This window comes from Limimaricola cinnabarinus LL-001 (genome assembly GCF_000466965.1).
Classification (GTDB): Bacteria; Pseudomonadota; Alphaproteobacteria; order Rhodobacterales; family Rhodobacteraceae; genus Limimaricola; species Limimaricola cinnabarinus.
Window position 1 is genome coordinate 1 of the sequence record NZ_BATB01000048.1, and the last position, 13,977, is coordinate 13,977.

Sequence of the window (13,977 nt, forward strand, 5' to 3'; positions counted from 1 at the left end):
GGCGGTCGGTGGGCAACTCCTTGTGGCTTTCGCCCGTCCCGGCCGGTCCTGCGCCACGGCAATATCCGACGCCTGCGCCTCCTTACCCAGTGCCCGCGCCGCCTCGGCCCCCACCGCCGCGCCGTCCGACAGCGCCGCGCCATAACCCCAGAGCCCGCGCCCCGCGCCCGCGATGTGGCACTCCTCGGTCATGCGGCCGGGCAGGAAGGTGCGGCTCTCCTCGTCCCACGCAAGGCTGCCCTTGGTGTGCGAGAAGAGATGCAGCGACGGGGTCCAGCCGCCCGACATCAGCAGGCAGTCGCAATGGATCATCCGCGGATCGCCGACCCCGCCGCCCTGCACCGGGTTCACCGTGACCGAGGCAATGCGCAGCCGGCCGCGCGTTTCGGTGACGGTGTGGCCCGGCAGCACCTCGATGCCTTGGCCCGCGCCTCGGCGCGCAGATCCTCGCGCGGGGCGGCCCGCGTATCGACGATGGCGACGATCTTGGTGCCCGCCGCCGCGAGGTCGAACGCCGTGAAATACGCGCTGTCATGCGAGGTGACGATCACCGCGCGATCGCCGACGCGCACGCCCCAGCGGTGCAGATAGCTCTGCGCCGCGCCCGCCAGCATCACGCCGGGCCGGTCGTTGCCATGAAACACCAGCGGCTTTTCCAAGGCACCCTGCGCCAGCACCACCCGCGCCGCCCGCACCCGCCACATCCGCTCGCGCGGAGCGTTCTCGGGGAGGGTGTCGAGATGATCGGTAAGCTTCTCGCACAGCCCGACCATGTTCTGGTGGTAATAGCCGATCGCGGTGGTGCGGGTCATCAGCCGCACGCCAAGCCGCGCCAGCTCGGCCCGCGTCGCCTCCAGCCAGTCCCAGGCCCCCTGCCCGTCGATCTCCACGCCGGGATCCGACAGCAGCGCCCCGCCCAATTCCGGGTTCTCGTCCACCAGCGTCACGCGCACACCGGCGCGGGCCGCCTCCAGCGCGGCCATCAGCCCCGAAGGCCCGGCGCCCACGACGAGCAGGTCGGTGTGCAGATAGCGCGAGGCGTAGATGTCGGGGTCTTCCGCGACCGGCGGCTTGCCCAGACCCGCGGCGCGGCGGATCACCGGCTCGTAGAGCTTGTCCCAGAAGCTGCGCGGCCACATGAAAGTCTTGTAATAGAACCCCGCCGAGAAGAACGGGTGCAGCCCGTCATTCACCGCGCCGAAATCGAACGACAGCGAGCCGAGCCGGTTCTGGCTTTCGGCAACCAGCCCCTCGCGCAGCTCCTGCACCGTGGCGCGGGTGTTCGGCTCGAACCGGCCCCCCGTTTCACCGGCCCCGCGCGAGGTGCCGATGAGGGCGTTGGGCTCGGCGGAATCCGCCGTCACCGGCCCGCGCGGGCGGTGATACTTGAACGACCGGCCCATCAGGTGGACGCCATGTGCCAAGAGCGCCGAGGCCACAGTGTCGCCGCGCAGCCCGTCATAGGATTTGCCGTCGAAGCGGAAGGTCACCGTTTCGGCGTGGTTCACCCGGCCCTTGCCGGGGATGCGATACCGGCTCATTATGCGGCCTCCAGCTTTGACAGATCGGGGCGCGGCTCGCCCGCCTTGTAGGTCATGAGGAACCGGTCGCTCACCGTGTCGCGCACCGCGTTGAAGAAGCGCGCGCAGCCATGGATATGACGCCAGCGTTCGAAATGCGGACCCTTGGGGTTGGAGCGGATGAACAGGAAATCGCGCCATTCCTCGTCCGACATCGCCGAGGGATCGAGGGGCCGCGCGATATGCGCCTCGCCCGCATAGGCGAACTCGAGCTCGGGCAGGGTTTCGTCGCAATAGGGGCAATGGATCAGCAGCATTCTCTCACCTCAATGCGCGACGGCGGCGGCCGCCGCCTCGTCGATCAGCCGCCCCGTGCGGAAACGGTCCAGCGTGAAGGCGGCGTTCAAGCTGTGCGGCTCGCCCGTCGCCACCGTGTGCGCCAGCACATGCGCGGCCCCCGGCGTCGCCTTGAACCCGCCCGTGCCCCAGCCGCAATTGACGAAGAGGTTCGGCACCGGCGTCTTGCCGATGATCGCCGAGCGATCCGGCGTCACATCCACCGTGCCGCCCCATTTCCTGAGCATCCGCATCCGGTTGAAGATCGGGAAGATCTCGCAGATCGCCGCCACCGTGTGCTCGATCAAAGGCAGCCCGCCGCGCTGGCTGTACGAGGTGTATTGATCCGTGCCCGAGCCGATCACCAGCTCGCCCTTGTCGGACTGGCTGATATAGGCGTGCACCGTGTTCGACATCACCACGCAGGGAAACACCGGCTTGATCGGCTCCGAGACCAGCGCCTGCAAAGGAAAACTTTCGAGTGGCATCCGCACACCCGCGCTCTCCATCACCACGCTCGTATGCCCGGCGGCCGACACCGCGACCTTCTTCGCGCCGATGAAGCCGCGGGCGGTGTCCACCCCGGTCACCGCCCCGTCGGGGCCGCGCCGGATCGCGATCACCGGGCAGTTCTGGATGATATCGACGCCCCGCGCCGCCGCCGTCCGCGCATAGCCCCACGCCACCGCGTCGTGCCGCGCGGTCCCTGCCCGCATCTGCAGCGCCGCGCCCATCACCGGGTAGCGCGCATCCGCGCGGATGTTGAGCGGCGGGCAGAATTCCTTGGCCTCCTCGGCCGAAAGCCAGCGGTTGTCGACGCCGTTCAGCCGGTTGGAATGCACGTGCCGCTGGAAGGACTGCACGTCATGGACATTGTGCGCCAGCATCATCACGCCGCGCCGCGAGAACATGACGTTGTAGTTCAGGTCCTGGCTCAGCCCGTCCCACAGATCGAGCGCGTGGTCGTAGAGCCGCGCGCTCTCGTCATAGAGATAGTTCGAGCGGATGATCGTCGTGTTGCGCCCGGTGTTGCCGCCGCCGAGCCAGCCGCGGTCGATCACCGCGACATTGGTGATGCCGTGCTCCTTGGCAAGGTAATAGGCCGCACCCAACCCGTGCCCGCCCGCGCCGACGATGATGACGTCGTATTCCTTCTTGGGCTGCGCATCGGGCCACTGCTCGCGCCAGCCGGTATGACCGGTGAGCGCGTTCTTCACGACGGCGAAGGCGGAAAAGCGGGTCATGGCGCGGTCCTCGGGCCGGGAAACATCCTTGTGGTCCACAATGCCACGAAATCCGCCCGAGGCTCTGGATGATTGCGCCATTTCGGCGTTACGATTGCGACATGACCCCTACCCCCGCCCCTCGTCCCCGCCTGCGCGTCGGCTTCCTGCTGGCGCGGCGCTTCACGCTCTCGGCCTTTGCCAATTTCGTCGACGTTCTGCGCCTCGCCGCGGATGAGGGCGACCGCTCGCGCCCGATCCTGTGCAGCTGGCAGGTGATCGCCCAAGACAGCGCGCCGGTCCGCTCGAGCTGCGGCGTCACGGTGGGCCCCGAGGAAAAGCTCGGCGATCCTTCGCGCTTCGACTACATCGTGGTGATCGGCGGGCTGATCGACGAGGGCGGCCTGCCGCCCGAGGAGATCGCGTTTTTGCGCCGCGCCGCCACCGCCCGCGTGCCGCTCATCGGCGTGTGCACGGGGGCCTTCATCTTGCACCGCGCCGGGCTGATGCAGGGCTACCGCTGCTGCGTTAGCTGGTTTCACCACGATGATTTCCTCGAACAGTTCGACGGTCTCGTCCCGGTCTCGGACCGGGTCTTCGTCGAGGACCGCGACCGGCTCACCTGCTCGGGGGGGGCCAGCTCGGCGCATCTCGCGGCACATCTGGTCGATCGGCATGTCGGGCGGGCGGCGGCCCGCAAGAGCCTGCACATCATGATCATCGACGAGGCGATGGCCGCCGACGATCCGCAGCCGGGCCTGCCGCTCGACCTCAAGACGCGCGACCCGCTGGTGCGGCGCGCGCTCCTGCACATGCAGCAGAATCTCGACGCCGCCCCCGGCGTGGGCGAGATCGCCGCGCGGCTCGGGGTCAGCCGCCGCAAGCTCGAGCGGCACATGCGCGAGGCGCTGGGGCTGAGCCCGGCGGCGGCTTTTCTCAAGGTCCGCCTCGCCCATGCGCGCTTCCTGCTCGCTCGCCCGGGTCACAGCGTCACCCGCATCGCCGCCGAGGCCGGCTTTTGCGACGTGTCGCACCTGATCCGCGTGTTCCGCCAGCACGAGGGCACGACGCCCGAAGCCTGGCGACAGGCCAACGCGGCGCAGCGCGCGCCGGTCTGACGACGGGCCGCGCATCCCCCCGTCTCGGCCCCCTATCGCGCGTCAGCCCCCGGAGCCTTGCCGCGCCGCCCGGCTGTGACGGTAGTTGCGGAGGAGCCAGACCAGCCCGCCAAGGGTCACGGCCCCCGCCATCACCACCCCGACCGAGCTGCTGATCATCGACGCGATGTCGTCGATCCGATCCGCGAAAACAAAGCCGAGCCACGCATAGCCCATGCTCCACAAGAGGCCGCCCGCGAGCGCGGTCAGCGTGAAGCCCCTCCATGATAGGCCCAAGCCCCCCGAGATATAGGCGACATAGGGGCCAAGCGGGCTGAACACGGTGCGCGACAAAAACACCGCCGCCAATCCGCGCCGTTCCACCAGCCTCTTGGCGCGGCCCAGCACGGCGGCGGTCCCGGACCGGCTTTCGAACCGCGCGATCAGCGGCGCGCCCGCGCGGCGCGCGGTCCAGAAGGCGATCTGGTCGCCCACCGCGAACCCTAGATAGGCAAAACCCACGAGCTGCCACAGCGCGAAGTCATCCGCGGCGGCAAAGCCGCCCGCCACCATGACCATCATCGAGGACGGCACCGGAAGCGCGAGAGCCGACAGGGTCACGCTGACGAGGATCAGCCAAAGCCCGTAGGTCGGGATCAACGCGAGGAAGGCGTCGGTCATCGGCCCCTCCGCGCCCGAAGCTCCCGCTGGGCCTCTTCCACCATGGCCTGAAACTCGGGCAGCGTCATTCCGGTGTCGCGCAGCGCCTGCCCGACCGAACGCGGCACAGCCTCCCTCGGCGTATCGCCGTCATGGCCGATGATCTCGAACAGGATCGGCCGGGGCAGCCCCCAGGATCGCTCGACATAACGCAGCGACATCCACGGCTCGACGGGGCGGTCCCGATGGGCGGGGTCGGCGAAATAGACGGCCTCGGCCAGAAAATCCACGGCAAAGATCAGAGCGGCCACCAGCGCCACCAGCGTGATCAGCCCCAAAAGGCGGTGCCTGCGCCAGACAAAGCCGATGAAATCCGTCATCCGAAACGTCCCTGTCCGGCCCCGCGCGCCAGCCTATCCCGTTTCGCCCGGCTTGCCAAAGCGCATGGTCCCCCCGCCCCGCCGGGGGGGGGACCGGAAGGCAACCGGCTCAGCGCAGGTCTTCGGGCAGCAGCGCCTCGGGCATGTTCTGGAAGCTCACCGGGCGCAGCCAGCGGCGGATCGCCAGCGTTCCGACCGACGTCGCGCCGAAATTGGTCGAGGCCGGGTAAGGCCCGCCATGCACCATCGCATCCGCCACCTCGACGCCCGTGGGATAGCCGTTGACGAGGATGCGCCCGACCTTGCGCTCCAGCACCGGCACGAGGGTTCGGGCCAAATCGGTGTCGCCCTCCTCCATCTGCAGCGTCGCGGTGAGCTGACCGTGCAGCCCCGCCGCCACGCGCGGCATGTCCGACGCGTCGGGCAGCCGCACCACGATGCCGAGGGGCCCGAACACCTCGTCGGCCAGCTCCTCGTTCGCCTCCCACGCGGCGAGGTCGGTCTCGATCAGCCATGGCGTCGCGTTGCGCCCCTCGCAGGCCTGGCCAAAGCTCTTGCCAGCGGTCCGGGCCATGCGCTCGGCGCCCTCGTGGAATGCCTTGGCGATGCCATCGGTCAGCATCACCTGCGGCGCGCCCGCGCCCATCGCTTCGGTGGCGGCGGCGACCATCGCCTCGGCCTGCGGCCCTTCGGTCACGAAGACGACGCCGGGATTGGTGCAGAACTGCCCCGCCCCCATGCTCAGCGACGCGGCCCAGTCGCGGCCGATCGCCTCGGCGCGGCTCTCCATCGCACCGGGCAGGCAGAACATCGGGTTGATCGAGCCCAGCTCTCCGAAGAAGGGGATCGGCTCGGGCCGCGCGGCGCACAGGTCGTAAAGCGCGCGCCCGCCCTTGAGCGAACCGGTGAACCCCACCGCCTTGATCAGCGGATGCTCGACCAGCGCGCGCCCGACCTCGAGCCCGCCATCATGCACCATCGAGAAGACCCCGCCCGGCAGGCCGGAGGCTGCGACCGCCGCGGCGATCGCCTCGGCCACGATCTGGCTGGTGCCCGGATGGCCGGGATGGCCCTTCACGACCACCGGGCAACCGGCGGCCAGCGCCGAGGCCGTGTCGCCCCCCGCCACCGAAAAGGCGAGCGGGAAGTTCGACGCGCCGAACACGCCCACCGGGCCGATCGGCCGCTGGATCATCCGCAGGTCCGGGCGCGGCAACGGCGCGCGGTCGGCAGCGCGGTGTCGTGGCGGCGATCAAGATAGGCGCCGTCGCGGATGTGCTCCGCAAAGAGCCTGAGCTGGCCGCAGGTGCGGCCGCGCTCGCCATTGAGCCGGGCCTCCGGCAGGCCGGTCTCGGCGGTGCCGATGGCGGTGATCTCCGCGCCGCGCGCCTCGATCTCGTCGGCGATCTTCTCCAACAGCGCGGCGCGCGCCTCGCGCGTGGTGGCGGCGATGGCGGCAAAGGCGTCCTCGGCGGCGCGCACCGCGCGGTCGATCAGCGCGGGCGTGCCGAGGGGATGGTCGCGCGGCTCTCCCGTGGCGGGCGAGGAGGCGAAGCTCTCGCCGCCCGTGACGGTTTCACCCGCGATGAAATGGGCTCCGGTCATGTCGTCTCCTTGTCGAATTCGAACGGGGCGACGGTGATCCGCCGCCCGAGCGTCATGGCATCGGCCACGTGGATCATCGGGGCGAGATCGACCTCGCTCTCCCGGTTCGCGACCAGCTGTGCCATGCGGGCGTAAAGCGACGGGTATTCGCCCGGATGGTCAAGCAGCTTCTGCTCGGCCCCGTCCACCTCGATCCGCGCGCCGCCGTCGCGCAGCGCGATCGACCCTTTGTTGGTCTCGATCTCGATGTCCCAGGTCTGCGGCCCCTCCTGCCGCCAGTCGAACACCGCGCCGACATTGCCGGTGAACTCCAGACGCGCCGCGATCGGCGTGTCGCGGTTCTCGGGAAACTCCAGCTCGGCCGAGACGAGATGCACAGGCTCTGGCAGGATCTCGGTCAGGATCGACAGCGCGTTGATGCCCGGATCGAACACCCCCATGCCGCCGGGTGCGAAGACCCACTCCTGACCGGGGTGCCATTTGCGCACGTCTTCCTTCCAGGTGATGCGCAGGCTCTGCACCACCCGCTCGACCAGCCGCGATTTCGCCGCCGCCACCCCTGCCGCCATGCGGCTGTGCCACGTGGCATAGAGCGTGACGCCCTGTTTCGCCGCCAGCCGCTCAAGCTCATGCACCTCGGCCAAGGTCTGGCCCGGGGGCTTTTCGAGCATCACGTGCCGTCGCGCCAGAAGCGCCTTCTTCGCGTAGTCGAAGCGCGGCTGCGGCGGCAGGCAGAGCGAAACCACCTCGACATCGGGGCGCGCAGTGAGGAAGGCGTCGAAATCATCATGCGCCTCGACGCCCTCGATCGCGCCCGACCGGCTCACCGTCGCGGCAAGATCCCAGTCGTCGCTGGCTTGCAGGGCGGGGAGGTGTTGGTCGCGGGCGATCTTGCCGATGCCGACGAGGGCGATTTTGCGGGACGTGGTGCCGTAAGCCATCAATGGCTCTCCTTTCCGACCGCGTTGCCGCGGCAGCCAACGAGAAAGTCGAAATCGGCCCCGGTTTCAGGCCCCATCACCCGCTCGTGGTAGAGGCTGGCATAGCCCGAGGCCGGGGCCTTGGTGTGCGGTGTCCAATCCGCGAGACGCGTCGCCAGTTCCTCGTCCGAGATATCGAGATGCAGCCGCCGCGCCGCCACGTCGAGCTCGATCATGTCGCCCGAGCGCACCACCGCCAGCGGCCCGCCGCGCGCCGCCTCGGGCGAAGTGTGCAGCACCACCGTCCCGTAGGCCGTGCCCGACATGCGCGCGTCGGAGATTCGCACCATGTCGGTGATCCCCTTGCGCAGGATCTTCGGCGGCAGTCCCATGTTGCCGACCTCGGCCATGCCCGGATAGCCGCGCGGGCCGCAGTTCTTGAGCACCATCACGCACGCCTCGTCGATGTCGAGATCCTCGTCATCGATGCGCGCCTTGTAGTCGTCGATGTCCTCGAACACGACCGCCCTGCCCCGGTGCTGCATCAGCGACGGCGTCGCGGCAGAGGGCTTGAGCACCGCGCCCAGCGGCGCGAGATTGCCCTTGAGCACCGCGATGCCACCGGATTTCGCGAGCGCCTTTTCCACCGGCAGGATCACGTCCTCGTTCCAGTTGCGGACCTCCCGCACCTCGTCCCAGATCGTGCCGCCCGACACGGTCAGCGCTTCGCGGTGCAACAGCCCCGCCTCGCCGAGCCGCCGGATCACCACCGGCAACCCGCCCGCATAGAAGAATTCTTCCATCAGATGCTTGCCCGAAGGCATCAGGTTCACCACCGTCGGCACGTCGCGGCCGCAGCGGTCCCAGTCGTCGAGCGTCAGATCGAGCCCGACCCGCCCCGCCACCGCCAGCAGGTGGATCACCGCGTTGGTCGAGCCGCCGATCGCGGCATTGGTGCGGATCGCGTTCTCGAAGGCGTCCTTCGTCATGATGTCCGAGGGCTTCAGATCGTCCTTCACCATGTCGACGATGCGCCGCCCCGTCAGATGCGCCATCACCCGGCGGCGGCTGTCCACCGCGGGGATCGCGGCGTTGCCCGACAGAGCCATGCCAAGCGCCTCGGCCATCGACGCCATGGTGCTCGCCGTGCCCATCGTGTTGCACGAGCCGGGCGAGCGCGACATCGACGCCTCGGCCTCGACGAACTCCTCCGCCGTCATCTCGCCCGCCTTCACCGCCTCGGAGAACCGCCACAGATGCGTGCCCGAGCCGACCTTCTCGCCCCGGAAATGACCATTGAGCATCGGCCCGCCCGAGACGAGGATCGCCGGAAGATCGACCGATGCCGCGCCCATCAGAAGCGCCGGCGTGGTCTTGTCGCAGCCCGCGAGCAGCACCACGCCATCCATGCACTTGCCGCGGATCGCCTCCTCGACGTCCATGGCGCACAGGTTGCGATACATCATCGCCGTGGGGCGCAGGGTCGATTCCGACGGGGAGAACACCGGGAACTCCACCGGCAGCCCGCCCGCCTCGTAGACGCCGAACTTCACCCGCCCGGCCAGATCGCGCAGATGCGCGTTGCACGGCGTCAGCTCCGACCAGGTGTTGCAGATACCGATCACGGGGCGGCCATCGAAGAGGTCGGCCGGGAGCCCTTGATTCTTCATCCAGCTGCGGTGATAGATCGCATCCTTCGACGAGCCCCCGAACCATTCCTGCGAACGCAGCTTGCGGGGCCAAGGGGCGGGGGTGAAGCTCATGAAGGGCCTTTCGAAGGGAGGTGACGCGCCCTGCCCCGATCAGGGCGTCGGGCGGTTGGGTTGACGACGGCGCGACCGGCGCGGCGTCGATCCCGAAGGCATCGCCCTCCCCTGATCGACATGTCCCCGCCCGACGATGCGCGGTGATCCTGCTTGATGAAAGAATGCATGACAAATAATGTATAAGCATGTTCACATGGCTATCTTGATATGAATACGCGGCTGCTGCGACACGGGTTGAAATTCGCGCATCTTCAGCTTCTGGCCCTTCTGGCCGAGACAGAGCGGCTCGGCGACGCGGCCGACGCGCTCGGCATCGCACAGCCTGCCGCCTCGCGCCTGCTTTCGGAGGCCGAGCGCATCGTCGGCTGCGGTCTGCGCCTGCGCGACGGGCGCGGCATCCGCCTCACCCCCGAGGGCGAGGCCCTCGCCCGACGCGCGGCACGCATCCTGACCGAGCTGCACGACGCCGAGCGCGAGATCGGCGAGATCGGCTCCGGCCTGTCGGGTGATGTGCGGATCGGCTCGGTCACGGGACCGGCCATGGAGCGGGTGCTTCCGCTGCTGCGCAGTGCGCGCCACGTCCTGCCCAAGCTGCGCATCCATGTCGAGGTCGCCAATTCCGAGGTGCTGGGCGAGGCGCTGCTTGACGGCCGGATGGACCTCGCCCTTGCGCGACCGCCGCGCGGTCATCCCGCCGGGCTGTTCGACTTCACCCCGATCTGCGAAGAACCCGTCGTGCTCGGGGTTCGGCGTGGACATCCGCTGCTGTCGCGCGCGACGATCACCTATGACGATCTTCTTGCGCATGATTGGGTGCTGCCCGAGCGGGGCACCATCCTGCACGACACGGTGCAGGAACGGCTCGCTCGCCTCGGCCTGCCCGCCCCCGAGGTCAAGGTCACGACCTCCTCGTCGCTGCTGACCCTCGCGCTGGTGCAGCGCAGTGACGCGATCGCCCCCCTCGCCGTCGCGGTGGCCGAAGAGTTCGCGGGTGAGGCCTGTGCCATCCTGCCGATCGATCTGGGAATATCGGTCGCCCCCTTCGGCTGATCACCCGCGCCGATGCCGCCCTGACCACGGGGGCGCAAAAGCTGCGCGAGATGCTGATGCAGAACGCGGCAGCACCCGAGGCGATGCGCACCGCGCGCGGATAGGCGGCGTCCCGGCCCCCTGCCCCATCCGGGGAAATCCAAGACGCGACGACCTTTTTCGACACTGATCCGGGCGAAGCTTTGTCGCCGGATGTATCCGTCCGATGCGCTGCGACACATGGCGACAAAGCCCACGTGGCGCGGGGGTTTGATCGCTGTCACGAAGGCCCAAGTGATCGACAGGGCGCCGATGCAGGCGCCACGTCACAGCGAAACAAGGATCGAAACCATGAAAACGACCAAACTCCTGCCCACCGCTTTCCTCGTCACCGCGCTGCTCGGCGCTGGGGCCGCCGTCGCCACCGCGCAGAACACCGCGCCGACCGATGCCGAGATCACGACCACCGAGCAGGCCGCACCCGAACAGGCCCGCGGCGAAGAGCGCCCCGGCTTTATGGAGCGGATGCGCGGCGATCGTGACGGCGAGCGCGGCGGCAAGGGCCATGGCGAGCGCGGCGGCAAAGGCGGGCGTCACGGCGGCGGCATGATGCTGCAGCAGATCATGACCGAGGCCGACACCGATGGCGACGGCACCCTGACCCGCGCCGAAATCGACGCCTTCCGCACCGCGCAGGTGGGCAATGTTGACACCGACGGCAACGGCGCGCTGACGATCGAAGAGTTCGAGACGCTGCACAACGACTTCATGCGCGAACGTATGGTCGATGCCTTCCAGGCGCTCGACGCCGATGGCGATGGCGAGATCTCGACCGAGGAGCTCGACACCCGTGTGGACCGTCTCGTCGACCGGATGGACCGTAACGACGATGGCGCGATCAGCCCGGAAGATCGCCGCCGCTGATCCGCGGAGCACGACCGCCGCGCCACCATCCGGCGCGGCGACCAAAGGCGCATCGAGGGGCATCCCTTCGGTGCGCCTTCATTTGTGTCGCGCCTTCGGTGCGCCTTCATTTATATCGGGCGATCGGTTAGGCCCGCGGTCGCAAGGCGACAACAGGAGGCCGGCCGACATGCTGCCGTGGATTCATCTCGAAACGGCGGTGGCGCCGCAGGGCGACACGCTGAGGCTGTTGCGTCGGGGCGATGAGTTCTCGATCCGCCTCGGTGACGGGAACGACTGATGAGCAGCCGCCTGAGCGGTTCCGAGGAGGCGCTGGCCACCCTTGCCTTCGAGCGGCTGTCTGACCGGACCGGGCCGCGCGTCCTGATCGGCGGTCTCGGCATGGGCTTCACCCTGCGCGCCGCCCAAGGGGTGGCACCGCCGGACGCCCGGTTCGTCGTCTCGGAGATCGTGCCCGAGCTTGTCGATTGGGCGACGCGGCACATGGGCCCGGTCTTCGGAGATTGTCTGTCAGACCCGCGCGTCGAGGTCCGCATCGGCGATGTCGGCGAACAGATCCGCGCCGCCTCGGTCGGCTATGATGCGATCCTGCTCGATGTCGACAACGGCCCAGACGGGCTGACGCGCGAGGGCAACGACGCGCTTTACGGCGAGGCCGGGCTGCGTGCGGCCAAGCGGGCGCTCAGGCCCGGCGGCGTCTTCGCCATCTGGTCGGCCGCCGACGATCCCCGGTTCACACGGCGGCTCGGAAACTGCGGCTTCGAGGTGCAGGCGCAGGGCCTGCGCGCCGGTCGCACCAAGCGCGGCGCGCGGCACATGATCTGGCTCGCCACCCGCCCGGCGGGCTGATCCCGAACCACAATCCGGGGCCGCGATTGCCGGTGCCCGGTGGAAATTGCCAATTGGCAATCGGCGGATTTCAAAGCGGGTTGGCCTCGGCGAAACGCCGGAAATAGGCAAGGAACGCGCGGTCGGGATCGTCCGCCGGGTCCTTGCCCTGCGACCAATCCCGCCATTGGCCCTCGATGTTGTAGATGTCGTAACCCGGAAACCGCAGCCGCGCCGTTTCGTAGGTTTCCGTGCGCAGAGCGGCCCCCTTTCGGTCGAGCCAGGCGGGCCGGGCGCGCGGTTCGGCGCGCCCGGATGCGGGTGCGGGGCGTGGTGTCTCGGGGGCGCTGTCCTCGGCGGAACGGGCCCGGCGGCCGGTGCTGGCAAAGCTCAGGGCGCGCTCGGCCTTGCCGGTCGCGTCGCCATCCTTGCGCCACCATTTCAGCTCCACATGGGTCACGCTGCGCCCGGTCTTGATCGGCGCGATCTCCACCATGTAATCCGACAGCGCGCAGACCTCGGCCACCGCCGGATCGATCGCGCGCAGCCGCAGGTTCGACCACGAAGTCAGCTTGCCACGCGGCACGCCCAACACCCCGCGCAGCCCGTCGAGGGTGAAGGTCTCGGACGACTTCCAGCGCAGGTTGCCGCGCTTTTGCACCATCTCGTAGAGGGTCAGCGCGTATTTCGACGACAGCGCGAACATCACCTCGCGTTGCAGCCGCGCGAATACGGTGGAGTTGCCGATCACCTTGCGCAGCCGCGCCGGGATCTCGTATTCGAACAGCCCGTCGCCGCGCGCCATCTCGACGTTGCCGCCGAGAAGCTGCACCCGCTCAACCGCCGGCTTGCCGTCCCAGATCACCTCCATCTTGACGATCGCGCTCATCAGCCGTTCGATGGACTCGCCGACCCGGTCGTTGGAGTTGTGATTGCCGCGCAGGTCCAGCTTGGAGATGACATGCATCACCGGCTTGTCGATCGCCTCCCAGGCGTTTTCGAGAAGCTGGTTGTAGATCCGCCGGTCAGCAAGCGTCAGGGGCGTCACCTCGACCAGATCGACAAGCTCGCCCGGCTTGATCAGGGTGTCGGCGCTGGGTCGGGCGTCGACCGTGCGATAGGAGGGCTTGGGCAACTTGGCCATGTGGGCGACCGCTCGGATTACCTGTTTCGCTTACTTATGTATGCCCGCGATTGTAAGTCAATCGCTCTCTCCCGATCTGGGGCAAACCCGATACGTAAGGGTTCAGGCAACGCGCGGTGCAGCAGGCGAATCGCAACACCCTTGAAAACAGGGCTTTGCAGCAGGCTATGATTCTTCCACAGGGCCGCACCCCAAACGTAAGACTTCGCTGTCCCGAAACGTATCGCCAGCCATCCCGAAACGTATCGCCAGCCATCCCCAAAAGTAGGCCAAACCATCCCGAGACGTAAGCCAAAGGGTCTCGGGAGCCTTGCTCCGCAGGGGCGGGGCCGCCATGAACAGAGAACCCTAGAATCCAGAACAGGGTTTTTGGATTCGGTTTTAGGGGGGAAGAGCGCCTTTCGGCCCCGTCACGCTACAAATCGGGTGGGGCAGGGCTGGAGCGGCGCGGATAGTATCGCACCCTCGGTCCCAGCAGCGCCAAGTGCGGTTTTCGGGACACCCTGCGCGGAGGTTCGGTCTTTGAGACAGGGCAGGGCCCGGAA

At 68.5% G+C, this 13,977-nt stretch carries 12 protein-coding genes and 2 pseudogenes; 4 read left to right on the plus strand and 10 right to left on the minus strand.

The window, feature by feature from the left end:
* The 4 genes and pseudogenes from MBELCI_RS22970 to MBELCI_RS14015 form a co-directional block, all read right to left on the minus strand.
* Positions 1-411: pseudogene (locus MBELCI_RS22970) on the minus strand (sarcosine oxidase subunit alpha); the annotation flags it as partial.
* Positions 348-1,541 (minus strand): FAD-dependent oxidoreductase, encoded by a 1,194-nt coding sequence (locus MBELCI_RS14005; RefSeq protein WP_021694903.1) that lies wholly within the window; start codon positions 1,539-1,541, stop codon positions 348-350. The pseudogene MBELCI_RS22970 and the gene MBELCI_RS14005, both read right to left, overlap by 64 nt.
* Positions 1,541-1,837, minus strand: a complete 297-nt coding sequence (locus tag MBELCI_RS14010) for a sarcosine oxidase subunit delta (protein ID WP_021694904.1) — start codon at positions 1,835-1,837, stop codon at positions 1,541-1,543. Before MBELCI_RS14010 ends, MBELCI_RS14005 begins: the two co-directional genes overlap by 1 nt.
* Before the next feature lie 9 nt (positions 1,838-1,846).
* Positions 1,847-3,100: a sarcosine oxidase subunit beta family protein gene (locus MBELCI_RS14015; RefSeq protein ID WP_045320209.1), complete on the minus strand. Its 1,254-nt coding sequence runs from the start codon at positions 3,098-3,100 to the stop codon at positions 1,847-1,849.
* 101 nt (positions 3,101-3,201) lie between these two features.
* Between MBELCI_RS14015 and MBELCI_RS14020 the strand changes: the two genes are divergently transcribed.
* Entirely contained in the window at positions 3,202-4,197 is a 996-nt protein-coding gene (locus tag MBELCI_RS14020) for a GlxA family transcriptional regulator (RefSeq protein WP_162833750.1), read from the plus strand.
* 42 nt (positions 4,198-4,239) lie between these two features.
* Here the strand turns inward: MBELCI_RS14020 and MBELCI_RS14025 are convergent, their stop codons facing one another.
* The 5 genes and pseudogenes from MBELCI_RS14025 to araD form a co-directional block, all read right to left on the minus strand.
* The gene (locus MBELCI_RS14025) at positions 4,240-4,857 is read right to left on the minus strand and encodes a DedA family protein (protein ID WP_021694907.1); all 618 of its coding nucleotides are present in this window, start codon (positions 4,855-4,857) and stop codon (positions 4,240-4,242) included.
* Positions 4,854-5,216, minus strand: coding sequence for a hypothetical protein (locus tag MBELCI_RS14030; RefSeq protein ID WP_021694908.1), 363 nt, complete (start codon positions 5,214-5,216; stop codon positions 4,854-4,856). The genes MBELCI_RS14025 and MBELCI_RS14030 overlap by 4 nt, the downstream gene beginning before the upstream one ends.
* A gap of 109 nt (positions 5,217-5,325) precedes the next feature.
* Positions 5,326-6,821 (minus strand): annotated as a pseudogene (locus MBELCI_RS14035) (aldehyde dehydrogenase (NADP(+))).
* Positions 6,818-7,762 carry a Gfo/Idh/MocA family protein gene (locus MBELCI_RS14040; RefSeq protein WP_021694910.1) on the minus strand — a complete coding sequence of 315 codons (945 nt, stop codon included), beginning with the start codon at positions 7,760-7,762 and terminating at the stop codon, positions 6,818-6,820. The pseudogene MBELCI_RS14035 and the gene MBELCI_RS14040 overlap by 4 nt, the downstream one beginning before the upstream one ends.
* The gene (gene araD / locus MBELCI_RS14045; protein WP_021694911.1) at positions 7,762-9,504 is read right to left on the minus strand and encodes an L-arabinonate dehydratase; all 1,743 of its coding nucleotides are present in this window, start codon (positions 9,502-9,504) and stop codon (positions 7,762-7,764) included. Before araD ends, MBELCI_RS14040 begins: the two co-directional genes overlap by 1 nt.
* Positions 9,505-9,714: 210 nt before the next feature.
* Here araD and MBELCI_RS14050 point away from each other — a divergent pair, with 210 nt between their 5' ends.
* From MBELCI_RS14050 to MBELCI_RS14060, 3 genes are all read left to right on the plus strand, one after another.
* A complete protein-coding gene (locus MBELCI_RS14050; protein WP_021694912.1) occupies positions 9,715-10,557 on the plus strand; it encodes a LysR family transcriptional regulator in 843 nt (280 codons plus the stop codon).
* A 330-nt stretch (positions 10,558-10,887) separates the two neighbouring features.
* Complete coding sequence (locus MBELCI_RS19455; RefSeq protein ID WP_158497394.1) at positions 10,888-11,460, plus strand: EF-hand domain-containing protein; 573 nt, start codon at positions 10,888-10,890, stop codon at positions 11,458-11,460.
* A 279-nt stretch (positions 11,461-11,739) separates the two neighbouring features.
* The gene (locus MBELCI_RS14060; RefSeq protein ID WP_021694914.1) at positions 11,740-12,309 is read left to right on the plus strand and encodes a spermidine synthase; all 570 of its coding nucleotides are present in this window, start codon (positions 11,740-11,742) and stop codon (positions 12,307-12,309) included.
* Positions 12,310-12,379: 70 nt separating this feature from the next.
* Here MBELCI_RS14060 and MBELCI_RS14065 read toward each other — a convergent pair whose 3' ends face one another.
* The gene (locus MBELCI_RS14065) at positions 12,380-13,432 is read right to left on the minus strand and encodes a RepB family plasmid replication initiator protein (protein WP_021694915.1); all 1,053 of its coding nucleotides are present in this window, start codon (positions 13,430-13,432) and stop codon (positions 12,380-12,382) included.
* Positions 13,433-13,977: the final 545 nt, after the last annotated feature.

Excerpts from the sequence above, each read along its gene's own strand:
- MBELCI_RS14005 (WP_021694903.1), bottom strand. The coding sequence starts at position 1,541 with ATGAGCCGGTATCGCATCCCCGGCAAGGGCCGGGTGAACCACGCCGAA.
- MBELCI_RS14010 (WP_021694904.1), bottom strand. The coding sequence starts at position 1,837 with ATGCTGCTGATCCATTGCCCCTATTGCGACGAAACCCTGCCCGAGCTC.
- MBELCI_RS14015 (WP_045320209.1), bottom strand. The coding sequence starts at position 3,100 with ATGACCCGCTTTTCCGCCTTCGCCGTCGTGAAGAACGCGCTCACCGGT.
- MBELCI_RS14020 (WP_162833750.1), top strand. The coding sequence starts at position 3,202 with ATGACCCCTACCCCCGCCCCTCGTCCCCGCCTGCGCGTCGGCTTCCTG.
- MBELCI_RS14025 (WP_021694907.1), bottom strand. The coding sequence starts at position 4,857 with ATGACCGACGCCTTCCTCGCGTTGATCCCGACCTACGGGCTTTGGCTG.
- MBELCI_RS14030 (WP_021694908.1), bottom strand. The coding sequence starts at position 5,216 with ATGACGGATTTCATCGGCTTTGTCTGGCGCAGGCACCGCCTTTTGGGG.
- MBELCI_RS14040 (WP_021694910.1), bottom strand. The coding sequence starts at position 7,762 with ATGGCTTACGGCACCACGTCCCGCAAAATCGCCCTCGTCGGCATCGGC.
- araD (WP_021694911.1), bottom strand. The coding sequence starts at position 9,504 with ATGAGCTTCACCCCCGCCCCTTGGCCCCGCAAGCTGCGTTCGCAGGAA.
- MBELCI_RS14050 (WP_021694912.1), top strand. The coding sequence starts at position 9,715 with ATGAATACGCGGCTGCTGCGACACGGGTTGAAATTCGCGCATCTTCAG.
- MBELCI_RS19455 (WP_158497394.1), top strand. The coding sequence starts at position 10,888 with ATGAAAACGACCAAACTCCTGCCCACCGCTTTCCTCGTCACCGCGCTG.
- MBELCI_RS14060 (WP_021694914.1), top strand. The coding sequence starts at position 11,740 with ATGAGCAGCCGCCTGAGCGGTTCCGAGGAGGCGCTGGCCACCCTTGCC.
- MBELCI_RS14065 (WP_021694915.1), bottom strand. The coding sequence starts at position 13,432 with ATGGCCAAGTTGCCCAAGCCCTCCTATCGCACGGTCGACGCCCGACCC.